This window comes from Cobetia sp. ICG0124, from assembly GCF_004006355.1.
In the GTDB taxonomy this organism is placed as follows: Bacteria; Pseudomonadota; Gammaproteobacteria; order Pseudomonadales; family Halomonadaceae; genus Cobetia; species Cobetia marina.
Genome location: NZ_CP024893.1, coordinates 3,193,648 through 3,219,559 on the forward strand (window position 1 = coordinate 3,193,648; position 25,912 = coordinate 3,219,559).

Consider the following 25,912-nt stretch of genomic DNA (forward strand, 5'->3'; position numbering starts at 1 on the left):
CCGACAGGCATCAGCTGTCGCTCTTGGTGTCCTTGGGACGCACGTAGAGCACCAGCGCATGCTCGACCAGCTCATAGCCATGCTCCTCGACGATCTCGCGCTGGCGGCGCTCGATCTCGGGATCACAGAACTCTATGATCTCGCCGCTGTCCAGACATACCATGTGGTCATGGTGTTCTTCCTGGGACAATTCGAAGACAGCATGGCCGCCATCGAAATTGTGACGCATCACCAGTCCAGCAGTTTCAAACTGGGTGAGCACACGATAAACCGTCGCCAGACCGACATCTTCGCCAGCCTCAAGCAACGCCTTGTACACGTCCTCGGCACTCAGGTGTCGATCCATCGATTTCTCGAGGATCTGCAGGATCTTGACTCGCGGTAGGGTTACCTTGAGTCCCGCCTTGCGCAGTTCATGGTTCTGATCGGCCATGCTGGGGTACTCTTCGCAGTCGCTTGATGTATCAGGTATGATCGGCCAAGGCAAAACGATAGGGAATCTTCAGGGCAAATGCAAAACTTGATCAAAACAGTCGCCTTTTGCAGCGCCCTGTCGCTGCTCACCGGGTGTAGCTACTTCAGCGTCTACAAGCGCGACCTTCCACAGGGCAACCTGATCAAGCCGGAAATGGTCGAGCAATTGAAGCCGGGCATGAGCCGCGAACAGGTCATCTATGTGATGGGTTCACCGCTGCTAACCGCTCCCTTCAGTGAGAATAGCTGGGACTACGTATATCGCCTCAAGAAAGCGGACGGCGAGATCATCAACAAGCGCGTCACGCTGAATTTCGACGGCGATGTGCTTTCCACCATCGACAAGAGCGGCGACATCGACAAGGAAACCGTCATCGTGCCGGACCTCGACATCGACCCGCGTGCCGCACAGCCGAACCGCAACGACAGTGGTGCAGGCGCCGCTGACCTGCCGGACGAGCGCCTTGTCGGCTCGGCGCTTGCGAGCAAGCTTGGGGTCGTTGATCAAGGCACGGTAGACCTCGACCCGGTCACCGGCATCCAGCACGTGCTCATCGGGCTTGCGCAGCGCCTTGCCGAAGATCCCGAGATCCGCCTCGAGAAAGACCTCGGCGCCCAGTGTCGGGAAATGTTGCTCGAGATGTGCCATGCGTACGGCCTCGCGCGCCGTGGTTCCCGGCGCGACGGCCAGGGAGACGATCTTCTGCTTCTCCGGCAGCGCATAGGCCACCTCGACCGTGATTCTGTCGCTCATGCTTGCTCCTGTACAGCTGGTCAGCACGCCGCGTGAACGCCTCGACCATCTGACCGGCGACCTGACTGAACAACTTGCCGAAGGCCATGCCCAGCAGGCGATTGCTGAATTCGAAATCCAGCTCCAGCGAGACCTTGCAGGCATCCTCGCTCAGCGGCGTGAACAGCCAGCGTCCCTCGAGACGCTTGAAAGGGCCGTCGACCAGACTCAACTCTATGCGCTGGGGGGCGAACAGATCATTGCGGGTCACGAAGCTCTGCTCCATGCCCGCCTTGGACAGAGTCAGCCTGCCCACCAGATGGGCGTCATCCTGCTCAAGCAACTGGGCATCACTGCAGCCCGGCAGGAATTCGGGGTAACGCTCGAAATCATTGACCAGATCGAACATCGCCTGGGCCGAGTGCCGAACCAGGGCAGACCGGTTGACCGTAGGCATCTAGCTCTCCGCTGACTTGGATACGCGCCTTGCGTATCATGAACAATGGGCCGGCGCATGAAGTGCCGTCTGGCCTTGAATGGTAACACGCCTCCCCCCATCCAGAAGGATGCGCCAGCTGTCCGTCGGGCAGTGGCAGGAGCACACGACAAACGAGGCAACATGGGCAAGAAAAAGAAACCCCAACAGGGCGGCAACCTGATCGCCCAGAACAAGAAGGCACGCCACGAATACCACATCGAGGAAGCCTTCGAGGCGGGGCTGGTACTGGCAGGCTGGGAGGTCAAGGCGCTACGGGCGGGCAAGGGCCAGCTGACGGACACCTACATCGTGATCAAGAACGGTGAGGCCTGGCTGCTCGGCTGTCATATCCATCCGCTGGAGACGGTCAACACCCACGCGGTGGCGGACCCGCAACGCACGCGCAAGCTGTTGCTGCACAAGAAGCAGATCGCGCGCATCTTCTCGCGCACCCAGGACAAGGGTCACACCTGTGTCCCCATCAAGCTGTACTGGAAGAACGCGATCGTGAAATGCGAGATCGCGCTGGTGGAAGGCAAGAAGATGCATGACAAGCGTGCCACCGAGAAGGACCGTGACTGGAATCGCCAGAAGGCACGAATCCTGCGGGATCGCTGAGAAAAATTCCTGAGGCCTTGAACTGGCGTAGCACAGTCTCCACCTGTTATGATGACACCGTAGCAAAGCAGCAAAGCAGTAACACTGTTATGGGGGCGTTCTGGCATTCGACGCTGGTGGCAAACCCTGAGGTGCATGCCGAGATCGTAACGTATCTCGTAAATAAAACGTTGCAAATATATAGTCGCAAACGACGACAACTACGCTCTAGCTGCATAAGCTGCTCATGATACCGTTGCGCCTGTTCAAGGTGGATTGAGAACGAGCCCGTATAAACAGGATCGTCTTGGCCGACGTCTCTAAGGTCGAGATTAAAACTCAGAGAATCGCATTGCTGCAGCCTGTTCATTGGCGGCAGTCGTGTTAAATCAAATAATGAAACTAAGCATGTAGAGCCGAAGGCGGAGTGCCGGCGGACACGGGTTCGACTCCCGTCGCCTCCACCATATCCGTGACAAGAAGGCCTCCCCTCGGGGAGGCCTTCTTGTTTGCCACTCAGGCGCTCGTCCGTGCGCCGCACGCCGATCAACAGCGGGGTACCGGTCTCGGGGTCAGGAATCAGCCGGCATTCGACACCGTAGAGCTTGCGCACCAGCGCCGGTGTCACCACTTCGGAGGGCGGACCTTCCGCGACCACGCTGCCCGCATGCATCGCCACGAGGTGGTCGGCATAGCGACAGGCACTGGCCAGGTCATGCACCACCATCACGATGGTCTTGCCTTCCTCGTGGGCCAGCCGCTGGATCAGTTCGAAGACCTCGATCTGATGGCCGAGATCCAGCGCCGAGGTCGGCTCATCCAGCAACAGCAGCGGCGTCTGCTGCGCCAGCGCCATCGCGATCCAGGCACGCTGACGCTGGCCACCGGACATGGAGGCCAGCTCACGGTCGGCCAGACTCTCGATGTCAGCGGCCGCGATCGCCGCCGAGACCACCACCTGATCCTCCTGCGACCACTGACGGAAGGCTCCCTGATGCGGCTGGCGACCGAAGCGCACCAGCTCATGCACCGTCACGCCTTCCGGCGAGTGCGTCTCCTGGGGCAGCAACGCGATGCGCTGCGCGACATCACGGCGCCCGAGACGCCGTATGTCCTGGCCCTCCAGCAATACCGCGCCGGCATGCGGTGCCTGCAGGCGAGCCAGACCGGCCAGCAGCGTGGACTTGCCACAGCCGTTGGGCCCGACGATGGCCGTCACCTTGCCATCCGGCAGCGCCAGCGTCAGCGCATCGATCACGGCCACATGCCGCTGTCCGCTGCCATACCCCAGCGACAGCTCACTGGCCTTGAGAGTGGCGTCCACGGCGTCCCCGCAGCGGACTAGCGCGGGCTGCGCAGCAGGATCCACAGCAGATAGGGGCTGCCGACCACCGCCATCACGATACCGACCGGAATCTCGAGAGGTGACAGCAACGTGCGTCCCGCGAGGTCCGCCAGCACCATCACCAGCGCCCCTGCCAATGCCGAACCCAGCAAGGGCACTCCCTTGTGGCGCGACAGGTAGCGGGCGATCTCGGGACCGACCAACGCCACCATGCCCACCGGGCCGGCCACGGCCACCGCGGCGGCCGTCAGCAGTACCGAGAGCCACAGCGTCGCCATGCGCACACGGGCGACATGCTGACCAAGTCCGATGGCGACAGAATCGGTAAAGCGCAGCGTATTGAGCCCTCGCCCCAGCCACAACGCCGCCGGCACCGCCAGCAGCAAGGCAATCCCCAGCCATTCGAGCGAGGAGGCATCCCGTGCGTTGAGGCTCCCCACCGTCCACGGATAGGCGCTGTTGGCGACATCGATGGACACCCGCGCCAGCATCAGCTGGGTACCGGCACCGAACAGCGCCCCGACGCCGATCCCCGCGACCAGGAAGCGATAGCCGCGCGTGCCGATGCCACCGGAAAGCCCGAAGGCCAGCGCCGTGGCGACCACGGCGCCGCTCAGTGCCATCGCCGGTGGCGCCAGCGAGGCGCCGAGCCCGACGACGGAGGCAACCGCAAAGGCGGTCGCGCCATTGTCGATGCCGATGATGCCCGGCGTGGCGAGACGGTTGCTGGCCAGTGTCTGCATCAGACAGCCAGCCAACGAGAAGGCGGCGCCCGTTCCGAGGCCGGCCAGCAGTCTCGGCAGCCGCAGCTCCCGGACCACGAAGACATCGGCGAATTCACCATGGCCGAACGCGGCCTTCAGGGCGGCGTAGGGGCCCAGGCCCGCGCTGCCCAGCATCAAGGCGGCCACGCAGGCACTCAGCAGTGCCAGCAGCAGACCGAGGTTGGCCAGCAATGGGGCCCGATGCCACAGCAACGACAGGGGCCCGCAGCGCCACCAGAACGTATCGGCCGGTGCCGACAGAATCGGCAGGCGACGAGCGCGCACCACGGCAATCAGTACCGGCGCGCCCAGCAGCGTGGTCAGCACGCCCAGCGGCAACTCGGAAGGACGAACGAGCAGACGCGAGACCACGTCGGCGCTCACCAGCATCACCACGCCCAGCGGCAGGCACAACCACAAGGTGCGGCGGATATCCGCGCCACACAGCGCACGCGCGACATAAGGCACGGCCAGTCCCACGAAGGCGATCGGCCCCGCGAGGGCCGTGGCGGCCCCGACCAGCAACGCGACCACCAGTACCGTCAGCTTGCGCACGCGCCCCGGGTGATGGCCAAGTCCACTGGCCACCGCCTCTCCCAGCGCCAATGCCGCCAGCGGCCTGACCAGCCACAGCGTCAACGCGAGGGCGAGCATGAGGCTCGGCAGGCTGCCACCCAGCGCCTCCAGCGAACGCCCTGCCAGACTGCCGATGACCCAGAAACGGATCTCGTCTGCCGCGCGCTGGTCGATCAGCAATACCAGCGACGTGAGAGCCACCAGCAGGCTGGAAAGCGCTGCACCGGCCAGTACCAGGCGCACGGGGTCCTGGCGTGCACCACTCAGCCGCACCGTGCTCATCACGAACAGGCAGCCCAGCAAGGCGCCAGCCTGAGCCACCAGCACATGCAGGCCTGCGGCCTCCATCCCCAGCAACAGGGCGATGGCGACGGCAAAGGCCGCGCCTGCGCTGACACCCAGCAGCCCCGGCTCCGCCAGGGGATTGCGTGCGACCACCTGCATCAATGCGCCGCCGCAGGCCAGCATCATGCCCACGGCGATGCCGATCACGGTACGCGGTGCACGCAGCTCGGTGACCACGAAGCGGGCCTCCTCGCTGCCCTGCCCCATCAATACCGCCCACGCCTGGGCAGGGCCGATATCTCCCGCGCCCCACAACAGACTGGCCAGGCAGGCCAGTACCGCCGCCAGACACGCCACTGGCATGACCTGCCCCAACGACAGACGCCCGGCGACCTTGCGGGTCGCCGGGCGAAGAGCTGTCTGTGGGGAGCCAGGCCGTGAGGACGCTCCTTCAGCCGCCATGCTGCCTCCCGCGCTTACCCATCACTGCGCGCCTGCTCGATGTCCTTGAGCAGCGCCTCGGCCGCCAGCGGGCCACTGGCACTGGTCCACAACTGACCATTGACGCCGACCAGACTGTCACGCGATGCGTGCTCGAGACGCTGGAAGGCCGGCTCCTTCGCCAGGGCGTCAGCGGCAGCCTCAGAGGAATCATCCAGGGTCGCCAGGAAGAGTGTGTCGGCATCGATGCGCGCCATGTTCTCATCGCTCAGCGGGTCGGAGTGCGGACGCCCCGGCTTGACCAGATCCCCGCCCACCAGCTGATAGCCGGTCGCGGCGAGCAAGCCGGTCGCGAACAGCTCATCGGACATCGCCATCAGGCCACCCGGCATGCGACGCACCAGGCTGGCAGTCTGCGGTGTAGTCATCTCGGCCTTCAGGCGCGCCGCGTGAGCGTCGATGGCGGCCAGACGCGCCTCGAGCTCCGCTTCGGCCTCTTCCCCGAGCGCCAGGGCATAGACTCGGCTCTGCTGCTTCCAGGCCTCCCGGCTGAGCGCCTCCCCGCCTGGCACGATGGTCGGCGCCAGACGCGACATCAGCTGATATTGCGCCTTGTCCAGCCCCGGGGGAGCCAGAATCATGTCCGGCTTGAGCGCCACGATGGCCTCGAGATTGAACTCTCGCGGTGTACCGACGATCTCGATCTCCGGCACCCGAGATTGGAGATAGCTGGCCACGCCATCACCGCCGCGCGTGGTGACCGCGCCCAGCGGCGTCACCTCGCTGGCGACCGCCACATCCAATGCCCCTTCATAGAGCGTGACCACGCGCTGCGGAGTGCCCTCGAGCTCCAGTTCACCATAGGCGGTCTGGACCTCACGAGCCTCGGCAGACACCGTGGCTCCCATCAACACGACCGCCAGTGACGCCATCAGCCCCAGCGATGCTGACGCCGCCAGCTCGTCCTATGAGAGTCTGGCGACGTTGCTCGAGGACCCCGACCAGCGTGAGGCACTGATTGAAGGCTTGCGCCAGCTGGACAGCAAGACGAGCGAACAGGCAGCCGAGGTGGCGGGGACGGAAGTCACGCTGAGCGAGGACTCACCGTCACTGTCTCGCCAGCTGGCCGAGATCAGCCAGGAGCTTGTCGCAGAGCTTTCCGCCACTCTGGACCGCATGATCCAGACGCTCAGCGGCCTCGGCAGTGAAGATGCCAGCAGCATCGACTGGGAGCGCTTCATGACCGAAGCCATCAGTCTGGGGCTGGTGGTCATCTCCACCATCGGGCTGTTCCTGATCCTGCGCCGGCTGGCCCATCCGCTCTTCAGTCGCGTCAGCCAATGGTCGCTGGATGGTCAGCACCGCAGCCCGCTGCTGCGCACCCTGATGGCAGTGATCATCGCGGCGATCGTCGACGTGGCCGTGATCGGTCTGGCGTTCCTGGGGGGCTATCTGCTGGCCATCTTCGCCTATGGCGAACAGGGCGTGATAGGACAGCGCGAGTCGATGTTCCTGAATGCCTATCTGGTGATCGAGCTGGTCAAGGCCTTGATGCGCATGCTGTTCTCCTCCGGCTACCAGGGCCTGCGCCTGATGCCGATGCGAGATGAGGTCGCCCGCTACTGGAATCGCTCACTGGCATTGCTCGCCGGCTTCATCGGCTACGGTATCCTCGTCGTGGTACCGATGATCAACAACAATCTGGCACCGGCCGTGGGCAGCTTCGTCAGCCTGCTGATCATGGGTATCGCGCTGATCTGGGCCATCGTGGTCATCAGCCGTAACCGTGTTCTGCTGCGTGACCGCCTGCTCGATCAGGCCCGCGAGACCCACAATGCCTTCATCGCCGTCTGCCTGCGCATTCTGGCGCGTACCTGGCACCTGATCGCGCTGGCCTACTTCGCGACCCTGTTCATCATCTCGCAGACGACACCGGAAGAGGCGCTGCCCTTCATGATGGCCGCGACGCTCAAGACGCTGCTCGCCATCGGTGGCGGGGCACTGCTGTCTCGCGTGCTGACGCAGCTGATCGGCAAGCGCATCCAGGTGTCCGACAAGCTGCGTGGTCAGCTGCCGATGCTGGAGACGCGCCTCAACTCCTACATCCCGACCGCACTGCGCATCATGCGCGCCATCATCCTGGTCGTCGTGGTCGGCATGGTGCTGAATGCCTGGAGCATCGTGGCGCTTGGCGACTGGCTGGCAACGGACGCCGGGGCCCTGCTGCTGTCACGCATCTTCCATGTGCTGTTCATCCTCGCCTTCGCGGTCGTGATCTGGGTCGGCATCGCCAGCCTGATCGAGCACAAGCTCAATCCGGATACCGGCAAGGGCAAGCCCTCCTCACGCGTGGAAACCCTGCTGGCACTGTTCCGCAATGCCATCGCCATCGCGATGATCGTCTTCACCGCGATGATCGTGCTGTCGGAGATCGGCATCGACATCGCGCCGCTGCTGGCCGGTGCCGGGGTGCTCGGTCTGGCGATCGGTTTCGGGGCCCAGAAGATGGTGCAGGACATCATCACCGGCGTGTTCATCCAGCTCGAGAATGCCATCAACACCGGTGACGTGGTCACCGCCGGTGGCGTGACCGGGACGGCGGAACGCCTGACCATCCGCTCGGTGGGCATCCGCGATCTGTCCGGCACCTTCCATATCGTGCCGTTCTCCTCGGTGGATACCGTCTCCAATTACATGCGTGACTTCGCCTACCATGTCGGCGAGTACGGCATTTCCTACCGCGAGAACGTCGATCACGCCATCGTGCACCTGCGTGCGGCCTTCGATGAACTCCAGGAAAGCAGTTATGGCGCGGAGATTCTCGAGCCGGTCACCATCGCTGGCGTCTCGTCGCTCGCCGACAGCTCGGTCAACATCCGTGTGATGATCAAGACCAGCCCGGGCAACCAGTGGGCCATCGGCCGCGAGTACAACAAGCTCGTGAAGCAGCACTTCGACGCCGCCGGCATCGAGATCCCGTTCCCGCACATGACCATGTACTTCGGTCAGGACAAGGACGGTGGTGCGCCGCCGGCCAACGTTCGCACCATGCATGAACCATTCGTGATCGATGGCTCCGCCGCCGGTCAGCCGAAGACTCCCGAGCAGCGTGAGGCCGCCGCCAAGGTGGCTCAGCGTCGCGAGGAGACCCCGCTGACCCGCCATGCCACCAAGGACGGCGAAGTCGTGGATGCCGAGGAACAGCGCATCCGTCAGACCACCCAACCGGATGCCGACGGCGACTGATCGCGCGCCCGGGGTATCCCGACACGGTCCCGACACGGCTGCCTGCGATGGGCGCCGGACTGAAACGAAAACGCCCCCGAGCCAATGGCTCGGGGGCGTTTTCATGTGCGGGCGTAAACCGATGCCTCACACCTCATGCGCGAGGCTGGCTCAGGAGCCGGTGCCCCACAGGCCAGACAGTGAGCTCAGCAGCGTCGAGCTGACACCTTCGCCACCCATGTAGCTGAGCAGCACCGGCGCGAACTGGGACACCATGCTGCTGTCCATGCCCAGCGCGGAGAAGGCGCTGTCCAGAGACGCACTGTCATCGACATTGCCGACGGTGCTGGCCAATGCCGTGGCATTGTCATTGCCGCTCAGGCTGGCAAGGCTGGACAGGGTCGAGAGAGAGCTGCTGCTGGTCAGGCTGGACAGCTGCGGCACTTCACTGGACAGCTCGGAGGTCGCGCTGGAACCCAGCTGGGACTGAGCCAGTGCCAGCATGGCAGCGGAGCCACCCAGCGCCTGGGTGGAAGACACGCCCAGCTGGGAGGTCAGGCTAGACATCAGGTCGGCTGCCGGCAGGGACTGGCCCGTCTGGCTGCTCAGCATGCTGCTGGCCAGGCTCATCATGGAGCTGGAGGAGCTGGAGGAGCTGGAGGAACTGGCGGTGTTGCCAGAAGAGCTGTTGCCGGTAGCGGCACAGCCGGCAAGTGACACGGCCAGTACGGAGGCGCCCATCAGGGCCAGGGACTTTTGCAACATGCAGACTCCATTATGTCTTGGGGACGGGCGGCGTCGATCAGGCGTTGTCCTTGCTGGGCTGCGGCAGCGCCGGCAGTGAACGATCCAGCAGCTCGACGCTCTGGCGGTAGTAGAGCTGGCTCTTGTTGTGCTCGCCAAGGTTGGCGAACAGACGTGCCAGCTCGGCACACACCGTGCCGCTCGGACGCTGACGCTGACTGGCCTCGAAATACTCCTGCGCCTTGCCCCAGTTGGCATTGCGCAATGCCAGTCGACCCAGCGACAGCAGCAGGTCCGGGTCATTCGGACGCTCCTGCAGCCACTTCTCGGCATACACCAGCTGACGCGGCGCATCCACGTCCAGCAGGCCATAGCGCAGCACCAGACGTGAATCCCAGCATTCCTTCAGCGAGTGACGCAGCAGGCGCTCTGCCAGCCCTTCCTGCCCACCGGCGATCAATGCCTCGGCATACAGGGCGACCAGATTCACGTCGCTGCGCAGGTGGTCCGGCATGTCGGCCCACAGGTTGCGCACGCGCTCGATGTCTTCCGGATTGCGCGCGGCCTGCTGGATCAGTGCCACGTAGGCGCGCTGTTCCAGTTCCTTCTTCTCTTCCGGCGAGATGAGGTCCTGCTTGTCGAGACGCGGCATCAGGCGACGCAGGCCATCCCAGTCATTCACCGCCAGATACGCCTGCTTGAGCAGCTTGAGGACCTGCGGGTGCTCGCCGAGCTGCTTGTCGAGACGCGTCAGCGTCGCGAGTGCCTGCTCGTGCTGCTGGCGATCCAGCATCAGCTGCGCCTGCACCAGCCCCACGGCACTCTCGGAGCCCTGAGTGGACTCATGAGCACGCTTGAGCAGCGTATCCGCCTGCTCGAAACGCCCCTGATAGTGGGCGGCGAGTGCTGCGGACAGATAGTTGACCAGCGGTGTGCTGGAGTCCTCCGCAGAATGGGTCAGCGACTTCTCGGCACGCTTCCAGCGGCCTTCGGCCAGTGCCACCAGGCCACGCACGGTCTTGCGAGTGGCATTGCGATGGCGCGTGCGGCTGTTCCACACCTTGAGGCGCGAGAACGGATGCGCGAAACGCGACAGCAGACGCAGGCCGAAATGCAGTACCACGAAGGCGCCCAGCAGCAGCACCAGCCCGAACCAGAAGGACGTCTGGACCGAGGTATCACCGACACGAATCAGCCAATAGCCGGGGAACGACTGCATCAGCTGACCGAACAGCGCACCGATGGCCAGGCCGATGATGATCAGCAGTATCAGTTTTCTCATGCCTCACCACCCCCGGACTGGGCGCGGCGTTCGATCAGCTCACGCAGCGTGTTGAGAGACGCGGAGATATCCGGAAGCTCCGGGCGGATGGTCTTGCCCTTGAGGTCTTCCAGCTTGGCGACGGCATTCTGCACGCCATCGGTCTTGGTATCGTAGTAGCCGTTGACCAGCGTGATCGCCTTGTCGATGGCCGCCTGATACAGCTTCGGCTCTTCCTTGAGCAGCGCCAGCTGGGCCTGCTCGAGCACCAGACGCACGTTCTGGCGCAGATAGGATTCCTGCTCCGGCGTGATCAGGGCTTCCAGCGCCTCATCGTGACGACGCACGGTGACCAGATTCTTCAGCTCATTGCCGAAGCGCGCCAGCTGCTGCTGCCAGCCGCCGGTGGGCGGAGCGTCGTTCTCGACCTTGGCGGCGATCTCGGCCACGTCCTGCTTGAGCGGCAGACGCGCCAGCTGTTCCTGCTCGGCGAGCAGCGCCAGGTAGATGCCACTGCGATCGACACGCGGCACGCTGTCGAGGCTGGCCAGCTCGGACTGGATCGCCTTGCGAACCGGCAGCAGGGCGGGGTTGTCCGCCTCTGCGATACGCGCATCGGCGTTCTCGAGCAGTGCGTCGGCACCGTTCACGTCACGCTCCAGCTGCAGACGCTGATTGGCGAGACGCAGCAGGTATTCGGCCTCCGCGTAATGCCAGTCGCGGGCATCGGTCTGCTGGGTCTTGCTGAGCTCCTCGAGCACCTTGTTGAGCGCCTGCTCGGTCTGCTGGCTCTCGCCGGACAGACGCTTGTCGAGATCACTGACCTGCGACGCGTTCTTGTCGAGCTTGCCGGACAGGCTGGCGACCTTGCTCTCGACCTGGCCGACCTGCTGGGTCACGGATTCGCTGACCTGCTTGTCGAGGCCCTGGGCATCCGGCAGGGCGTTCAGACGCTGCCAGCCGAACCAGGCCAGTACCGCGACGACGATGGCAAGAAGAATGACCAGCACCAGTGCGATGCCGCCGGCAGCACTCTTCTTGCTGCCCTGCGGCTCGTCTCGGCGGCGTGCCGCGGTATCGGACTGCTTCGGGAAGGGAGATTTCGCGCCGGAAGGCGTCGAGGCGTTATCGTCGGAAGTCTGGCTCACGGGCGTGGACTCGCTGGCAGTGGAGGATGAAGAGGAGGAGCTGCCCTGTCCCTTTCCCCGTCCACGGACGAGGAAGAGGAGGACGAACGGGAGGCCTCGGCGCCAGGGCGGCCAGAGGCAGTGTCTTCGGCGTGTTCGCCGGGAGCGGAAGAGGCATCTGATGCGCGAGCGGCAGCATCCTTGTCGCTCGGCTTGCCTGGCGTGGTGCCGGCAGAGCCGTGGTCTTCCTGATCGTGTTCTCGGTTGCTCATCTACGCTTGCCCTTTTCCGGATTCTTGGGAATCGATGGCCTCGCGCGGACCAGGCGCAGTGGCGCCGGTCTCTCTCGCATGGCGAGTCGGGGCGCAGGCATCCAGCACTGCCTGCCTCAGGGCCCCGGGTGAGGCATCCGCGGCGACCGTCACGCGCTCGAACCCATGAGCGTGTGCCAGTGTAGCCAAACGGTTGCTCGACACGATTAGCGGTTGGTTCAAGGTCCGCGTCGTTGCCGAGGTCACTACCGCCTCAAGCAGCGTATTGCTGGTCACCACCATTGCATCATACGCGCCCGCCGCCAGACGGCCAGCCTGTTGAGAGGACAAAGCCAACGGAAGGCGTCGATAAAGCGCCAGACGCGTCACCTGGGCACCGCGTGCCACCAGGGTGTCCTCCAGCAGGGCGCGCCCGCCTTCTCCGGCCGCCAGCAGCCAGCGCTGCCCCTGAAGCTGCTGCAGGGACGGCAGCGAGAGCAGGGCCTCGCTGGTCGTGCCGACCGGGGCATCCACCTCGACATGTGCGCCACGCGTGGCGTGTGGCGGCACTCTCACCCGAACGCCGAGGCGTGAGTGGAGTACCTCTGCCGTCGCGGAGCCCACCGCGTAGAAGGCAAGCCCCTCGGGCAATTGCGGCCACCAGTCTTCCAGCCAGTCCGCCAGGTAGCCGGCGGCCTGAGGCGAGATGACTACCACCCCTCGATAGAGGTCGATGTCGAGAATCGCCTGACGCCCGGCGGGCTCCAGCGGCAGCGGCTCGAGCGCCATCAGCTTCAGGCACTCCACGGCGCAGCCAACGTCTCTCAGCATCGCATCAAGCACGGCACCGCGCGAGCCCGGACGCGTCGTCAGCACTTCAAGAGACGACTCAGTCACGCGCATCGCCATAGACCGCCGCCAGAATCTCGCCGGCCCCCTGCTGCAACAGATCTTCCGCCACGGCGATGCCCAGCGCTTCGGGCGTATCGGCCGGACCACGCGCCTCGGCACGCAGGATGACGCTGCCATCGGGATTGCCGACCAGTGCCCGCAACCACAGCTGCCTGCCACCCTCTTCCAGCACGGCATAGCCACCGATCGGTACCTGGCAGCCACCTTCCAGATGCGTATTCATGGCGCGCTCGGCCAGCACGCAACGACTGGAGTCTTCATGAGCCAGCGGCTCGAGCAGCGCAAGAATCTCCTCGTCCTGCAGGTTGCATTCGATGCCCAGCGCGCCTTGTCCACAGGCCGGCAGACAGGTCTCGGCGTCCATCTCGGCGGTGATGCGTGCATCCAGTTCGAGGCGCTGCAGGCCGGAGGTGGCGAGGATGATGGCGTCGAACTCACCGGCATCCAGCTTGCCGAGACGCGTCTGGACATTGCCGCGCAGGCTGAGCACCTCGAGATCCGGACGGGCGGCCTTGGCCTGCAGGCCACGACGCAGGCTGGAGGTGCCCAGGCGAGCCCCCCGGGGGAGCGCGTCAAAGTTGGCGTGGTCGTTGGAGACGAACGCATCGGTGGGCGCATGGCGCTCGAGAATTACGGCCAACCCCAGCGAGTCCGGGAAATGCATCGGCACGTCCTTCATGGAGTGCACGGCGATGTCGGCGCGGCCATCCAGCATGGCTTCTTCCAGTTCCTTCACGAACAGGCCCTTGCCGCCGATCTTGGCCAACGGCGTGTCGAGAATCTTGTCGCCCCGCGTGGACATCGGCACCAGCTCGACCGTCAAGCCGGGATGCAGGGCTTCCAGACGTGCCTTGACGTGTTCAGCCTGCCACAGGGCAAGCAGGCTCTTGCGGGTCGCGATACGCAGGGTCTCACGGCGGGACACGGCATTCTCCTTGCCCCTCGCCCATCCGACGGAGTCTGGTACACTCCAAGGTCAACGATACCGGCTGCGCGACCGTGCACCGGACGCCGAACTCTGGACATGTCACCACAATTCGAGATCCCGATGAGCGAATCTACCAATCAGTCCTGGGGCGGCCGCTTCAGCGAGCCGACCGATGCCTTCGTGGCCCGCTTCACCGCGTCCGTCGATTTTGATCAGCGCATGGCGCAGCACGACATTCGTGGCTCCATCGCCCACGCCACCATGCTGGCCGGCGTCGGCGTGCTGAGCGAGGAAGAGCGCGACACCATCATCGAAGGACTGAAGGAGATCAGCGAAGAGATCGCTCGCGGCGAATTCGAGTGGTCCGTCGCGCTGGAAGATGTGCACATGAACATCGAGGCACGTCTGACCGCCAAGATCGGCAACACCGGCAAGAAGCTGCACACCGGTCGCTCACGCAATGATCAGGTGGCCACCGACATCCGCCTTTACCTGCGCGACGAGATCGACGTCATCGACGCCGAGCTGACGCGTCTGCGGGAAGGCATGCTGGGCCTGGCCGAACAGGAAGCCGACACCATCATGCCGGGCTTCACTCACCTGCAGAGCGCTCAGCCGGTCACCTTCGGCCACCATCTGCTGGCGTGGCAGGAAATGGTCGCCCGTGACCAGGACCGCCTGCGTGACTGCCGTACCCGCATGAACGTGCTGCCGCTGGGCGCCGCGGCGCTGGCCGGCACCACCTTCCCCATCGACCGCCACGTCACCACCGAGCTGCTCGGCTTCGATCGTCCGACCGAGAACAGCCTCGACTCCGTCAGCGATCGTGACTTCGCCATCGAATTCACCAGCTTCGCCAGCCTGCTGATGATGCACCTGTCACGCATGAGCGAAGAGCTGGTGCTGTGGACCAGCGCCCAGTTCGACTTCATCGATCTGCCGGATCGCTTCTGCACCGGTTCCTCCATCATGCCGCAGAAGAAGAACCCGGACGTGCCGGAACTGGTGCGTGGCAAGACCGGCCGTGTCTATGGCCACCTGATGAGCCTGCTGACCCTGATGAAGTCCCAGCCGCTGGCCTACAACAAGGACAATCAGGAAGACAAGGAGCCGCTGTTCGATACCATCGATACCGTACGCGGCAGCCTGCGCGCCTTCGCCGACATGATTCCGGCGATCCGCGCCAAGTCCGACAACATGTACGCCTCGGCCAGCAAGGGCTTCGCCACCGCGACTGACCTGGCGGATTACCTGGTGCGCAAGGGTGTCGCCTTCCGGGATGCCCACGAGATCGTCGGCAAGTCCGTCGCCTTCGGCATCGAGCAGAAGCGTGACCTGTCCGAGATGACGCTGGATGAACTCAAGCAGTTCTCCGACACCATCGAACAGGACGTCTTCGACGTGCTCACGCTGGAAGGTTCCGTCGCGGCGCGCAATCACATCGGGGGCACCGCGCCGAATCAGGTGCGTGCTGCCGTGCAGCGTGCACGTGAGGCGCTGACCAGCCGCGCCTGACAGGCCCTCACCGCTTCATCGTCAGCTGCCAGGAGGCCGCCCGATGCGTCATCTGATGAGCCAGTCCGCCCGTCACGCCCTTCGTACCCTTGCGGGCCTGCTGCTGGGTGCAGGCCTTCTGACCGGCTGCGGTCAGAAGGGCCCGCTGTATCTGCCGGCGGACGCCGATGCCGGCGGTCAACGTGCCGAGGCACCCGCCCCTGCACCGGCTGCCGCCGAGACAGAGCGCACCGCCGCTACCGAGACTTCCGGCAGCGACGCCTGAGCCCCCCTTACATCTCCGGCGGGTGATGCCCGCCGGCGCGACATCTTGCAGGCCGGATCATGGATCACTTCGTATATCAGGATGGCGTGCTGCACGCCGAAGACGCCTCTCTCGCCACGCTGGCCGAGCAGTTCGGCACGCCTTGCTACGTCTACAGCCGTGCCACGCTGGAGCGCCACTTCAAGGCCTATCAGAATGCGCTGGGCGACCACCCGCATCTGATCTGTTACGCCGTGAAGGCCAACTCCAACCTGGCGGTGCTCAACGTGCTGGCACGTCTGGGTGCCGGCTTCGACATCGTCTCCGCCGGTGAGCTGGAGCGCGTCCTCAAGGCCGGCGGAGACCCCGCCAAGGTCGTGTTCTCCGGCGTCGCCAAGCAGGCCGCCGAGATGCAGCGCGCGCTGGAGCTGGGCATCAAGTGCTTCAACGTCGAATCGCTGCCCGAGCTTGAGCGCCTCAATGCCGTCGCCGGTCGCCTCGGGCGTATCGCACCGGTGTCGCTGCGCATCAACCCGGACGTCGATGCCGGCACCCACCCGTACATCTCCACCGGCCTCAAGGCCAACAAGTTCGGCATTCCTGTCGAGCAGGCGCTGGAGGTCTACGAGACCGCCGCCGCCATGGAGCACGTCAAGGTGGTAGGCGTCGATTGTCATATCGGCTCCCAGCTGACCGAGCTGGCGCCGTTCCTCGACTCCCTCGAGCGCCTGCTGGTGCTGCTGGACCGCCTGCGCGAGCGCGGCATCATCATCGAGCATCTGGATCTCGGCGGCGGCCTCGGCGTGCCCTACCAGAACGAGACGCCGCCGGAGCCCTTCGCCTACGCAAGCGCCCTGCTGGAACGCCTGGCGCGCTACGAGCATGGCAACGAGATGACACTGCTGTTCGAGCCGGGTCGCTCCATCGCCGCCAACGCCGGCGTCCTGCTGACCCGTGTCGAGTACCTCAAGCCCGGCGAAGAGAAGAACTTCGCCATCATCGATGCCGGCATGAATGACCTGATCCGTCCGTCGCTGTATCAGGCGTGGCAGAACATCGTGCCCGTCGACACGCGCGAGTCACGTGCAAGCGCCAGCTACGACGTGGTCGGCCCGGTCTGCGAGACAGGCGACTTCCTGGGCAAGGACCGCGAACTGGCCATCGCGCCGGGCGACCTGCTTGCCGTTCGCTCCTCCGGCGCCTATGGCTTCGTGATGGCCTCCAGCTACAACAGCCGCTGTCGTCCCGCCGAAGTGATGGTGGATGGCGGCCAGATGCATCTGGTGCGTCGCCGCGAACGTCTGGAAGAACTGTGGACCGGTGAGCAACTGCTGCCGGAAGGTGATGACTGATGCTGGTGCACTTCACCAAGATGCACGGTCTGGGCAATGACTTCATGGTCATTGACCTGATCTCCCAGCGTGGCCGCCTGCGCGATGCCGATATCCGACGGCTTTCGCATCGCAATTTCGGTATCGGCTTCGATCAGCTGCTGGTGGTCGAGCCACCCCGTGACCCGGACATGGACTTCCGCTATCGCATCTACAATGCCGATGGCAGCGAAGTCGAGAACTGCGGCAACGGGGCCCGCTGCTTTGCGCGCTTCGTGCTCAATCAGCGCCTGACCACCAAGCGCGAGATCCGCGTCGAGACCGCCGGTGGCCCGCTGACACTGGTAGTGGCCGATGACGGGCGAGTCCGCGTCGACATGGGCGCTCCGCGCTTCGCCCCCGCCGCGCTGCCCTTCGAGGCCGAGACGGATCTGCCGGTGCATGCGCTGGAGGTCGGCGGCGAGTCCCTGGAGATCGGTGTCGTCTCGATGGGCAATCCCCATGCGGTGCTGCTGGTCGACAGCGTCGACGAGGCACCGGTACGAGAGGTCGGTCCGCTGATCGAAGCGCATCCGCGCTTCCCCAGGCGCGTCAATGCCGGCTTCCTGGAAGTCGTCTCGCCCCATGAAGCACGCCTGCGCGTCTTCGAGCGTGGCGTCGGCGAGACGCTGGCCTGTGGCACCGGTGCCTGTGCAGCCGTCGCTTCCGGCATTCGTCGTGGCCTGCTCGCCAGTCCTGTCGATGTCACGCTGCCTGGCGGCACCCTGAGCATCGAATGGGGCGGCGAAGGTCACCCTGTCTTCATGACCGGTCCTGCCGAGACCGTCTTCGAAGGCCGCATCATCCTGTAAGCCGCCCGCAAGGAGAGCCATATGGCCGAGCCATCCGCCTCACGTCGCCCGCGCACGCTGGACCCGGACCGGGTCGCCGAGTGGCTGGCCACGCATCCGGATTTCTTCGAGGGTCGGGAAGGGTTGCTCCAGCAGCTGCGCGTGCCACACCCCGAAGCACGCGGTGGCAGCGTCTCGCTGCTGGAGCGGCTGGTGCATGACCTGCGCGGACGTACCGAGCAGGCCGAGGCGCGTCTCGAGGAGCTGCTCAATACCGCCCGCGACAATGAAAGCCGCTATCAGCGACTGCGTCAGATCGTGCTGGATCTGATGGATGCCGAATCGGATGATGCCCTCGCGGAGACTCTGGCAACCCGTCTCAGCGAGCTGTTCGACATCGCCGCCGTCTGCCTGTGGCAACGCGGCGCCGGCCCCGCGACCCAGCCACCGCGTCAGGTGCTCGATGATGCGCGTGCCGAGCAATTCGAGCGCCTGCTCGAAGGCCGCGCCAGCCGTTGTCTGGCGATGCCACGCACGCGCTGGGAAGCCCTGCTGCCGGACCATGACTGGCCGCTAGGGGCGGAGTGCCACGATCTGGTCGAGGCCAGCCAGGCGGATGCCACGCGCGGCTCCGCCGTCATCGTGCGTCTGACCCGTGGCGAATGTCTGGGCTATCTGGTGGTCGCCAGTGCCGAGGCCGAGCAGTTCCGTGCCGGACTCGACACTCTCTTCCCCGAATATCTCGGCGATGTGCTGGCGCGCTGCCTCGGGCGTCATGCGACGAGTCACACGTCAGACTGGCAGGCCCTGGATGTGCCGACACTGCGTCGCTTCCTGGGCGCTGAACGCAGTCGTGGGCTCGCCCCCCGTTCACTGGCCCGACGTCGCGCGGCGATCAGTCGTTTCTGTGGCTGGCTGGTCGATCACGGCATTCTGGCGCACAACCCGGCGGGCCTGGTACAGACACCGCGCCTGCCGGACCACCTGCCTCGTCCAGTGGACATCGACAGCCTGTCACGCTTTCTCGACTGCCCGCACGACGGCACACCACTGGCGATCCGCGATCAGGCCATGCTGGAGCTGCTCTACGGCTCGGGGCTGCGACTCTCGGAACTGGTCAGTCTCGACCTCGACATGCTGGAGACACGCCGCCTGCGCGTGCGCGGCAAGGGCAACAAGCCTCGCCAGCTGCCCATCGGCTCGCGAGCGCGTCAGGCGCTGGATGCCTGGCTGAAGGTGCGTGGGCAACTCGCGCCTGCTGACGAGACTGCCCTGTTCGTCGGCCAGCGAGGCCAGCGGCTGGGACAACGCGGCGTGCAGCTTCGTCTGGTGACGCAAGCGAAGACACGCGGCCTGCCGGAGCACCTGCACCCCCACCGACTCCGCCATTCCTTCGCCAGCCATCTGCTGGAATCCAGTGGCGATCTGCGCGCCGTGCAGGAGTTGCTGGGCCATGCCCATCTCTCCACGACCCAGGTGTATACCCGACTCGACTGGCAACAGCTGGCCAGCGCCTACGACCAGGCGCACCCCCGTGCACGTCGCCAGCGTGGGCCAGAAGAGGCAACGCCGGCTGACATTGACGCCGCCTCCCCTGCTGATGTTCCGCTCAAGGATGATCCCCTGTGATGCCCGTAACGACGCCTTCGCTGACCGCATTGACCTTCGATCTCGATGACACCCTGTGGGCCAATCGCCCGATCATGGAGCGCGCCGAGACGGAACACTACGCCTGGCTGGACGGTGAGATCGGTCATGCCACTGATTTTCCCCTCGAGGAATATACCCGTCGCCGCATGGCACTCGGGCTGGAACATCCCTTGCGGCGTGGTGACTTCACCTGGCTGCGCCGTGAAGCCATGCGCATCATGCTGCGTGATGCCGGCCATGGCGAAAAGGAAGCCCATCACTGGTCACATGCGGCCGTCGAACGCTTCCTGGCATTGCGCCACGAATTGCAGCCCTTTCCGGAAGCCAGCGAGCTGCTCGACTCACTGGCCCGGCATTACCGCCTCGGCGCCATCACCAATGGCAATGTCGACCTGACACGCCTGGCGCTGGACCATCATTTCGAGTTCAGCATCGCCGCCGGCGAATGGCTGGCGCCCAAGCCGGATGCACGCCCCTTCCTCGCCGCCATGGCACGTCTGGGCAGCCGCCCCTCCACCACGCTGCATGTCGGCGACTCATGGAAGGAAGATGCCCTGCCGGCAGTACGTCTCGGCATGCAGGCGGCATGGATCGACGTGAAGGGGCGTGGCGCGCCGGAGCCGGTTCCCGCCGGAGTCCATGTCATCTCGCATGTCCGGGAGCTTCCGGAACTGTTGCGGCACCTGAATGTCAGTCGTCGAACGGGTCCTGGGGGGCTTCATCGGCCTCACCCTCCGTGACACCTTCCATCACCGTCGGGTCCGCCAGCCACTCATCGAGCTTGGCGTGCACCTGCTCGACTCCCGAATACTTGAGCGACGAGAACAGCTGCACGGTGACGAGGTCTTCCCACTCCTTGAGGGCGTGCCGTACCTTCTGGAGGCTCGCCGCTGCCGGTCCACGCTTCAGCTTGTCCGCCTTGGTCAGCAGGATATGCACCGGCATCTGTGCCTCATCGGCCCAGCCCAGCATCATCTGGTCGAATTCGGACAGCGGGTGACGCACATCCATCAGCAGCACCAGGCCGCGCAGCGACTGGCGGTTGCGCAGGTAGTTGGACAGATGGGACTGCCACTCACGCTTCACCTTGTCCGGCACCTTGGCATAGCCATAGCCGGGCAGATCCACCAGATGGCGGCCCGTTTCACCGATGGTGAAGTAGTTGATCAGCTGAGTGCGGCCAGGCGTCTTGGAGGTACGCGCCAACGCCTTCTGGGACGTCAGGGCATTGATGGCGCTCGACTTTCCAGCATTGGAGCGACCGGCAAAGGCCACCTCGGCGCCGACATCCGTCGGGCACTGGGCCAGGGTGGCGGCGCTGATCAAGAAGCGCGCCTGACGATAGTGAAGCTTGGGGGACGGAGTGGCTGACTCGGCCATGAGAATTCTGAATACCTGTTGATGGCGGACGTCTCGCCCGCGCGACATCACGTGAGAGCAGAAGAAACGGCCGGTGAAACGGAAGCTGACGCTCGGCCTCTCGCCCCGCGCCGGCGCAGACGGGATCACCGCGGATGCCAGCGCCGGCCAGGCCAAGGCAGCCGTCTGTGCTGCCTGCCATGGCGCGCAGGGCGTGTCCCCAGCCTCCGCCTTCCCGCACCTCGCCGGACAGCAGGCCCATTATCTGCGCAAGCAGATCACGGATATCCGCGAGGGTCGTCGCGCGGTTCCCCAGATGGCAGGCCTCACCGACACCCTGAGCGATCAGGACATTGCCGATATCGCGGCCTATTATGCCGAGCAGCCCGCCAACCGCGGCCAGGCAGAGCCCGACGCCACGAAAGCAGGTGAGGTGCTGTACCGGGCCGGCTCGCTTGAGCGAGGTATCGCGGCCTGTACCGCCTGCCACGGCCCTCGCGGCGAGGGGATTGATTCAGCAGGCTATCCTGCGCTGGCTGGGCAATTCCCCGCCTACACCATCACCTCGCTGAAGGCCTTTCGTGACGGCACGCGTGACAACGACCCCAATGACATCATGAGCAGCATCGCCGCACGCATGAGTGACAGCGACATGCAGCAGGTCGCCGAGTATCTTCACGGCCTGCGCTGAGGCATCCAGTCAGGCAGATGTCACGTATGACATCTGCGATGGCGACCGGCTCCGGCACGGCGTGGCATGCTCTGCACGGCAACGTGGTCGAACGGCGTTCATCCAGCGGTCAACCTTGTCACGCTAGGCTGGCCAGACAGTGATCCGCCGTGTCCCGCCCGGCAGTCTCGACAGCGGTGGTGGCTGACACGCATACTCGATGCATCACTAATGTTGCCGGGTCTCATGCCCGGGCATGCCTCAACCCGATGGAGATGTTCCATGAAGTGGAAACCCCTACTGACTCTGGTGGCGGGCCTTGGCCTGTCAGCAAGCGTGTTCGCCGCTGAAGCTGGCAAGGACTATCAGGTACTCGACGAACCGGTGAAGACCGATGCACCAGCCGGCAACGTCGAAGTGGTCGAGGCATTCTGGTATGGCTGCCCGCACTGCTACGCACTGGAATCCAGCCTCGAGCCCTGGGTCGATGAGCTGCCCGGTGACGTGACCTTCCATCGTCTGCCGGCCACCATGGGGCAGGACTGGGTCAAGCACGCCTATGCCTTCTATGCCGCCAAGGATCTGGGCATTCTCGATCAGACCCACAAGGCCTTCTTCGATGCCATCCACAAGGACCACCAGCGCCTCACCGACCCGGAAGACATCGCCGCCTTCTACAGCGACTACGGTGTCAGCGAAGAAGACGCCGAGAAGTCCCTGACCTCCTTCGGCGTGAAGAGCCAGGTCAATCAGGCACACGCACAAATGCGCGCCTACAAGATCATGGGTGTCCCCGCACTGATCGTCGACGGTCGCTATGTCGTCTCTCCGAGCACGGCTGGCTCGCTCAAGAACATGCTCAAGATCACCGATGAGCTGGTCGAGCAGGTGCGTGAAGAGAAGGCTGGCGACAAGGACGCCGCCTGATGGCAGAGGCCGCTGACGACTCCCCAGTGGCCGCCGACGCAGCGGATGATGCCGGGCATGGATTGTCGGGTTCGCCGCTGCGTCTGCTGACCTTCAACATGCAGGTCGGTATCCATACCGCGGCGTGGCATCACTATGTCACCCGCGGTTGGCAACATCTGCTGCCACATCCCAAGCGCCACCGCCGCCTGGAACTGATTGCCGGGGCCATCACGCCTTACGACATCGTCGGGCTGCAGGAAGTCGACGGCGGCAGCTTCCGCTCCGGCAACGTCAATCAGGTGGACGCGCTGGCCGAGACGGCTCACTTCCCGCATCGCTATCAGCAGCTCAATCGCAACCTCGGCCGGCTGGCACAGCACAGCAACGGCCTGTTGTCGCGCCTGCCGATCAGCCATCTCGAAGAGCACAGCCTGCCCGGCACCCTGCCGGGGCGCGGCGCCATCCATGCTCGCTTCGGCGAGGGGGAGCATGCGCTGCATGTCTTCGTCACGCATCTGGCACTTGGCGCGCGAATCCAGCGCAAGCAGCTCGATTATCTCGGAGAGCTGATCGCACCGCTCAAGCACGTCATCGTGATGGGCGACCTGAACTGCACCCTGGCTCAACTGCGCCAGCACAAGGGATTCTGCGAGGCGCTCGACTCGCGGCCCAGCAAGGCGATCAACAGCTATCCTGCCTGGCAGCCACGGCGGGGTCTGGACCATATTCTGGCCTCCTCCACCCTGCACATCGAGCACCCCAGCACCTTGTCCCACCTCTTCTCAGACCATCTACCTCTTGCGGTGGAAGTGCACCTCCCCGTGGCCTGTCAGAAGGCGCTTGGCCTGGCCTGACACCCTTCCCGTTCCCGTCCTGCATGGATTTTTCAATCCAAGTGACTGAATCGAAAGATATATCTCGCCTGTCAGACCAATGATCCATTTGTCACTGGCCAGCCACTCGCTACTCTTGGCCTGTCGCAACAACAACGCCAACAAATATCACCTGCTACCCGCAGGCCAAGGGGATTCCATGTCTGCCACTGCCTCTACCCCCGGCTGGCTCACAGGGCTCGACCGCATGACCGAAGGGCTGGGACGCTGCGTGTCCTGGCTGGTCGTCATCATGATGCTGGTCGAATTCGCCATCGTGATGCTGCGCTACGCCTTCAACATCAACAGCATTCCGATGCAGGAATCCGTGATGTACATGCACGCGACCGTCTTCCTGCTCGCCGCCAGCTACACGCTCAAGCATGACAACCATGTCCGCGTGGATATCTTCTACCAGCGCATGTCCCATCGCGGGAAGTCGTGGATCGACCTCGGCGGCACCCTGTTCCTGCTGTTCCCGGTGATGATCTTCATCCTGCTCTCGAGCCTGGGTTATGTCGGCGACTCATGGAGCATCAAGGAAGCCTCCCCCGAATCCGGTGGCCTGCCTGGCGTCTATCTGCTCAAGAGCCTGATCCCCGCGGTCGCCATCCTGATGATGCTGCAAGGTGTCGCTGAAGCTGGTCGCCACCTCCTGTTCCTGTGCGGGCGGCTGCCGTCGCCGCATGCGAGCGATGACACCCCTGATCACGATGAGGAGCTGGTGTAATGCTCGAGATCATGCCGCTGCTGCTGTTCGTGTGTATCTGTGTCGTTCTCATGCTGGGCTATCCGGTGGCGCTGTCGCTTGCCGGTACCGCGCTGGCCTTCGCCGGGCTGGGCATGGGGCTGGACGCGCTGGGCATTACCCAGGGCGTATTCGATGCCAGCTTCCTGTCGGCGATGCCCAATCGCCTCTACGGCACCATGACCAATCAGACGTTGCTGGCCGTGCCATTGTTCGTGTTGATGGGCGTGCTGCTGGAAAAATCGAAGGTCGCCGAGACGCTGCTCGACGCCATGGCGCTGATGTTCGGCTCACTGCGTGGCGGCCTGGGCATCTCCGTGACCATCGTCGGCATGTTGCTGGCGGCCTCCACCGGTATCGTCGGCGCGACCGTCGTGACCATGGGCCTGCTGTCACTGCCCACCATGCTCAAGCGTGGCTATGACCCGTCGCTCGCCACTGGCGCCATCTGTGCCACCGGCACCCTGGGACAGATCATTCCGCCGTCCATCGCACTCGTTCTGCTGGGCGACGTACTGTCTTCCGCCTATCAGCAGGCGCAATTGTCGATGGGCATCTGGAGCCCGAAGACCGTCTCGGTGGGCGACCTGTTCATCGGCGCCCTGGTGCCGGGCCTGATCCTGGTGGTCGCCTATATCGTCTACATCGCCATCATCGCCTGGCTCAAGCCCGAGAAGGCGCCGGCCGTGGACCGTGACGCGCTGATGAAGGAGCTGGGCCACACCGGTGGCATCGGCTGGCTGCTCCTCAAGGGACTGGTGCCGCCGATCGTGCTGATCGTCTGCGTGCTGGGCTCGATTCTCGGCGGACTGGCCACGCCGACAGAAGCCTCTGCCGTAGGTGCCTTCGGCGCGCTGATGCTGGCCGTCGCCAACCGCAAGCTGAGCTTCAAGACGCTGACGGAAGTCGTGCGCTCCACCACCAACGTCACCACGATGGTCTTCCTGATCCTGATCGGTGCGGCGCTGTTCTCGCTGGTGTTCCGTGGTTTCGGCGGCGAAGAGGTCGTCACCGAGATCTTCGAGAACATGCCCGGTGGCGTCATCGGTGCCACCCTGGTGGTGATGCTGGTGATCTTCCTGCTCGGCTTCATCCTCGACTTCATCGAGATCACCTTCGTGGTGGTGCCGATCGTCGGCCCGGTGCTGCTGGCCATGGGCCTCGACCCGATCTGGCTGGGCATCATGATCGCCATCAACCTGCAGACTTCCTTCCTGACGCCGCCCTTCGGTTTCGCGCTGTTCTATCTGCGCGGCGTCGCGCCCAAGGAAGTCAGCACCAAGCAGATCTACAAGGGCGTCATTCCGTTCATCCTGATCCAGCTGTGCATGCTGGGGGCGCTGGCCGCCTTCCCGGGCCTGGCCACCTGGCTGCCGGCCCAGTTCTAGGCCACGACTGACGAGACAGTACAAGAACAGAACACGGACAGAACAAATACAGAGCAGCAACTGAATTGGCGGGGCTCGCCCCGCCAGCTGATGGGAGAGCCGCCAGTCGGCTCATGCAGATGCAATGCACGGGAGCCGTTCGCGGCCCACCTCTTGCCCAGCGCCAGTCCCTGACCGGTGCACAACAACAATCGGGCACTTCAAGGAGCATGCCATGCAACTCAACAAACTCGCCTTCGGCATCGCCGTCGGCAC

24 protein-coding genes, 1 other RNA gene and 4 pseudogenes are annotated in these 25,912 nt (G+C 64.5%); 17 read left to right on the top strand and 12 right to left on the bottom strand.

What is annotated here, in order from left to right; translation table 11 throughout:
- Window positions 1–10: 10 nt before the first annotated feature.
- Window positions 11–433, bottom strand: a complete 423-nt coding sequence (fur, locus tag CU110_RS14910; protein WP_077379516.1) for a ferric iron uptake transcriptional regulator — start codon at window positions 431–433, stop codon at window positions 11–13.
- A 78-nt stretch (window positions 434–511) separates the two neighbouring features.
- Here fur and CU110_RS17800 point away from each other — a divergent pair.
- A pseudogene (locus CU110_RS17800) lies at window positions 512–799 on the top strand (outer membrane protein assembly factor BamE); the annotation flags it as partial.
- Here CU110_RS17800 and CU110_RS18130 read toward each other — a convergent pair.
- Both CU110_RS18130 and CU110_RS14925 read right to left on the bottom strand, forming a co-directional pair.
- Window positions 695–1,228: an RnfH family protein gene (locus CU110_RS18130; RefSeq protein ID WP_346427198.1), complete on the bottom strand. Its 534-nt coding sequence runs from the start codon at window positions 1,226–1,228 to the stop codon at window positions 695–697. The pseudogene CU110_RS17800 and the gene CU110_RS18130 sit on opposite strands and share 105 nt — an antisense overlap.
- 10 nt (window positions 1,229–1,238) lie before the next feature.
- Window positions 1,239–1,664, bottom strand: a pseudogene (locus tag CU110_RS14925) (type II toxin-antitoxin system RatA family toxin); the annotation flags it as partial.
- Window positions 1,665–1,826: 162 nt separating this feature from the next.
- Between CU110_RS14925 and smpB the strand changes: the two are divergent.
- The 3 genes from smpB (at window position 1,827) to CU110_RS17370 (ending at window position 3,627) form a co-directional block, all read left to right on the top strand.
- Complete coding sequence (smpB, locus tag CU110_RS14930; RefSeq protein WP_077379524.1) at window positions 1,827–2,303, top strand: SsrA-binding protein SmpB; 477 nt, start codon at window positions 1,827–1,829, stop codon at window positions 2,301–2,303.
- Window positions 2,304–2,394: 91 nt separating this feature from the next.
- Window positions 2,395–2,749: a transfer-messenger RNA gene (gene ssrA / locus CU110_RS14935) on the top strand.
- Between the two features lie 38 nt (window positions 2,750–2,787).
- On the top strand, window positions 2,788–3,627 hold the full coding sequence (locus CU110_RS17370; protein WP_240665417.1) for a hypothetical protein: 840 nt from the start codon (window positions 2,788–2,790) through the stop codon (window positions 3,625–3,627).
- Here the strand turns inward: CU110_RS17370 and CU110_RS17375 are convergent.
- The 3 genes and pseudogenes from CU110_RS17375 to CU110_RS14950 all read right to left on the bottom strand — a co-directional run bounded on the left by CU110_RS17375 (window position 3,624) and on the right by CU110_RS14950 (window position 6,589).
- Window positions 3,624–4,661 carry an iron ABC transporter permease gene (locus tag CU110_RS17375; RefSeq protein WP_240665585.1) on the bottom strand — a complete coding sequence of 346 codons (1,038 nt, stop codon included), beginning with the start codon at window positions 4,659–4,661 and terminating at the stop codon, window positions 3,624–3,626. The genes CU110_RS17370 and CU110_RS17375 overlap by 4 nt on opposite strands.
- A pseudogene (locus CU110_RS17380) lies at window positions 4,650–5,615 on the bottom strand (iron ABC transporter permease); the annotation flags it as partial. The pseudogene CU110_RS17380 and the gene CU110_RS17375, both read right to left, overlap by 12 nt.
- 113 nt (window positions 5,616–5,728) lie before the next feature.
- The gene (locus CU110_RS14950; RefSeq protein WP_240665418.1) at window positions 5,729–6,589 is read right to left on the bottom strand and encodes an ABC transporter substrate-binding protein; all 861 of its coding nucleotides are present in this window, start codon (window positions 6,587–6,589) and stop codon (window positions 5,729–5,731) included.
- Between the two features lies 1 nt (window position 6,590).
- Here CU110_RS14950 and ybiO point away from each other — a divergent pair, with 1 nt between their 5' ends.
- On the top strand, window positions 6,591–8,939 hold the full coding sequence (gene ybiO, locus CU110_RS14955; protein ID WP_127736528.1) for a mechanosensitive channel protein: 2,349 nt from the start codon (window positions 6,591–6,593) through the stop codon (window positions 8,937–8,939).
- Between the two features lie 150 nt (window positions 8,940–9,089).
- Here ybiO and CU110_RS14960 read toward each other — a convergent pair whose 3' ends face one another.
- The 5 genes from CU110_RS14960 to hemC all read right to left on the bottom strand — a co-directional run bounded on the left by CU110_RS14960 (window position 9,090) and on the right by hemC (window position 14,138).
- Complete coding sequence (locus CU110_RS14960; RefSeq protein WP_084209495.1) at window positions 9,090–9,683, bottom strand: DUF2780 domain-containing protein; 594 nt, start codon at window positions 9,681–9,683, stop codon at window positions 9,090–9,092.
- Between the two features lie 37 nt (window positions 9,684–9,720).
- On the bottom strand, window positions 9,721–10,944 hold the full coding sequence (locus CU110_RS14965) for a heme biosynthesis HemY N-terminal domain-containing protein (RefSeq protein ID WP_077379537.1): 1,224 nt from the start codon (window positions 10,942–10,944) through the stop codon (window positions 9,721–9,723).
- A complete protein-coding gene (locus tag CU110_RS14970; RefSeq protein ID WP_127736531.1) occupies window positions 10,941–12,071 on the bottom strand; it encodes a uroporphyrinogen-III C-methyltransferase in 1,131 nt (376 codons plus the stop codon). The genes CU110_RS14965 and CU110_RS14970 overlap by 4 nt, the downstream gene beginning before the upstream one ends.
- 251 nt (window positions 12,072–12,322) lie before the next feature.
- Window positions 12,323–13,198 carry a uroporphyrinogen-III synthase gene (locus tag CU110_RS14975; protein ID WP_240665419.1) on the bottom strand — a complete coding sequence of 292 codons (876 nt, stop codon included), beginning with the start codon at window positions 13,196–13,198 and terminating at the stop codon, window positions 12,323–12,325.
- Window positions 13,191–14,138, bottom strand: a complete 948-nt coding sequence (gene hemC / locus CU110_RS14980) for a hydroxymethylbilane synthase (protein WP_240499623.1) — start codon at window positions 14,136–14,138, stop codon at window positions 13,191–13,193. Before hemC ends, CU110_RS14975 begins: the two co-directional genes overlap by 8 nt.
- Before the next feature lie 123 nt (window positions 14,139–14,261).
- On the opposite strand from hemC, the gene argH reads away from it, so the two are divergent.
- The 7 genes and pseudogenes from argH (at window position 14,262) to CU110_RS15010 (ending at window position 20,451) form a co-directional block, all read left to right on the top strand.
- Window positions 14,262–15,656: an argininosuccinate lyase gene (gene argH / locus CU110_RS14985; RefSeq protein WP_084209847.1), complete on the top strand. Its 1,395-nt coding sequence runs from the start codon at window positions 14,262–14,264 to the stop codon at window positions 15,654–15,656.
- Window positions 15,657–15,699: 43 nt separating this feature from the next.
- On the top strand, window positions 15,700–15,921 hold the full coding sequence (locus CU110_RS14990; RefSeq protein WP_077379540.1) for a lipoprotein: 222 nt from the start codon (window positions 15,700–15,702) through the stop codon (window positions 15,919–15,921).
- A gap of 59 nt (window positions 15,922–15,980) precedes the next feature.
- Window positions 15,981–17,252, top strand: coding sequence for a diaminopimelate decarboxylase (gene lysA, locus CU110_RS14995; protein WP_084209497.1), 1,272 nt, complete (start codon window positions 15,981–15,983; stop codon window positions 17,250–17,252).
- A complete protein-coding gene (gene dapF, locus CU110_RS15000) occupies window positions 17,252–18,082 on the top strand; it encodes a diaminopimelate epimerase (RefSeq protein WP_077379544.1) in 831 nt (276 codons plus the stop codon). The genes lysA and dapF overlap by 1 nt, the downstream gene beginning before the upstream one ends.
- A gap of 21 nt (window positions 18,083–18,103) precedes the next feature.
- Window positions 18,104–18,826 (top strand): annotated as a pseudogene (locus CU110_RS17385) (DUF484 family protein); the annotation flags it as partial.
- Window positions 18,812–19,690: a tyrosine recombinase XerC gene (locus CU110_RS15005; protein ID WP_276317935.1), complete on the top strand. Its 879-nt coding sequence runs from the start codon at window positions 18,812–18,814 to the stop codon at window positions 19,688–19,690. The pseudogene CU110_RS17385 and the gene CU110_RS15005, both read left to right, overlap by 15 nt.
- Window positions 19,690–20,451, top strand: a complete 762-nt coding sequence (locus CU110_RS15010; protein ID WP_127736967.1) for an HAD family hydrolase — start codon at window positions 19,690–19,692, stop codon at window positions 20,449–20,451. Before CU110_RS15005 ends, CU110_RS15010 begins: the two co-directional genes overlap by 1 nt.
- On the opposite strand, the gene yihA is transcribed toward CU110_RS15010, so the two are convergent.
- Complete coding sequence (gene yihA / locus CU110_RS15015; protein WP_084209501.1) at window positions 20,402–21,091, bottom strand: ribosome biogenesis GTP-binding protein YihA/YsxC; 690 nt, start codon at window positions 21,089–21,091, stop codon at window positions 20,402–20,404. The genes CU110_RS15010 and yihA overlap by 50 nt on opposite strands.
- 73 nt (window positions 21,092–21,164) lie before the next feature.
- Here yihA and CU110_RS15020 point away from each other — a divergent pair, with 73 nt between their 5' ends.
- The 5 genes from CU110_RS15020 (at window position 21,165) to CU110_RS15040 (ending at window position 25,657) form a co-directional block, all read left to right on the top strand.
- Window positions 21,165–21,761: a c-type cytochrome gene (locus tag CU110_RS15020; protein WP_127736543.1), complete on the top strand. Its 597-nt coding sequence runs from the start codon at window positions 21,165–21,167 to the stop codon at window positions 21,759–21,761.
- Window positions 21,762–22,022: 261 nt separating this feature from the next.
- Window positions 22,023–22,667, top strand: coding sequence for a thiol:disulfide interchange protein DsbA/DsbL (locus CU110_RS15025; protein WP_084209502.1), 645 nt, complete (start codon window positions 22,023–22,025; stop codon window positions 22,665–22,667).
- Window positions 22,668–22,765: 98 nt separating this feature from the next.
- A complete protein-coding gene (locus CU110_RS15030; protein WP_240499767.1) occupies window positions 22,766–23,503 on the top strand; it encodes an endonuclease/exonuclease/phosphatase family protein in 738 nt (245 codons plus the stop codon).
- A 178-nt stretch (window positions 23,504–23,681) separates the two neighbouring features.
- Entirely contained in the window at window positions 23,682–24,251 is a 570-nt protein-coding gene (locus tag CU110_RS15035) for a TRAP transporter small permease subunit (protein ID WP_084209503.1), read from the top strand.
- Window positions 24,251–25,657, top strand: a complete 1,407-nt coding sequence (locus tag CU110_RS15040) for a TRAP transporter large permease subunit (RefSeq protein ID WP_077379560.1) — start codon at window positions 24,251–24,253, stop codon at window positions 25,655–25,657. The genes CU110_RS15035 and CU110_RS15040 overlap by 1 nt, the downstream gene beginning before the upstream one ends.
- Window positions 25,658–25,912 lie beyond the last annotated feature (255 nt).

Excerpts from the sequence above, each read along its gene's own strand:
- CU110_RS14965 (WP_077379537.1), bottom strand. The coding sequence starts at position 10,944 with ATGAGAAAACTGATACTGCTGATCATCATCGGCCTGGCCATCGGTGCG.
- CU110_RS15030 (WP_240499767.1), top strand. The coding sequence starts at position 22,766 with ATGCAGGTCGGTATCCATACCGCGGCGTGGCATCACTATGTCACCCGC.
- CU110_RS18130 (WP_346427198.1), bottom strand. The coding sequence starts at position 1,228 with ATGAGCGACAGAATCACGGTCGAGGTGGCCTATGCGCTGCCGGAGAAG.
- smpB (WP_077379524.1), top strand. The coding sequence starts at position 1,827 with ATGGGCAAGAAAAAGAAACCCCAACAGGGCGGCAACCTGATCGCCCAG.
- yihA (WP_084209501.1), bottom strand. The coding sequence starts at position 21,091 with ATGGCCGAGTCAGCCACTCCGTCCCCCAAGCTTCACTATCGTCAGGCG.
- CU110_RS15035 (WP_084209503.1), top strand. The coding sequence starts at position 23,682 with ATGTCTGCCACTGCCTCTACCCCCGGCTGGCTCACAGGGCTCGACCGC.
- CU110_RS15025 (WP_084209502.1), top strand. The coding sequence starts at position 22,023 with ATGAAGTGGAAACCCCTACTGACTCTGGTGGCGGGCCTTGGCCTGTCA.
- CU110_RS15040 (WP_077379560.1), top strand. The coding sequence starts at position 24,251 with ATGCTCGAGATCATGCCGCTGCTGCTGTTCGTGTGTATCTGTGTCGTT.
- CU110_RS14990 (WP_077379540.1), top strand. The coding sequence starts at position 15,700 with ATGCGTCATCTGATGAGCCAGTCCGCCCGTCACGCCCTTCGTACCCTT.
- dapF (WP_077379544.1), top strand. The coding sequence starts at position 17,252 with ATGCTGGTGCACTTCACCAAGATGCACGGTCTGGGCAATGACTTCATG.
- CU110_RS14960 (WP_084209495.1), bottom strand. The coding sequence starts at position 9,683 with ATGTTGCAAAAGTCCCTGGCCCTGATGGGCGCCTCCGTACTGGCCGTG.
- fur (WP_077379516.1), bottom strand. The coding sequence starts at position 433 with ATGGCCGATCAGAACCATGAACTGCGCAAGGCGGGACTCAAGGTAACC.
- CU110_RS15010 (WP_127736967.1), top strand. The coding sequence starts at position 19,690 with ATGCCCGTAACGACGCCTTCGCTGACCGCATTGACCTTCGATCTCGAT.
- lysA (WP_084209497.1), top strand. The coding sequence starts at position 15,981 with ATGGATCACTTCGTATATCAGGATGGCGTGCTGCACGCCGAAGACGCC.
- argH (WP_084209847.1), top strand. The coding sequence starts at position 14,262 with ATGAGCGAATCTACCAATCAGTCCTGGGGCGGCCGCTTCAGCGAGCCG.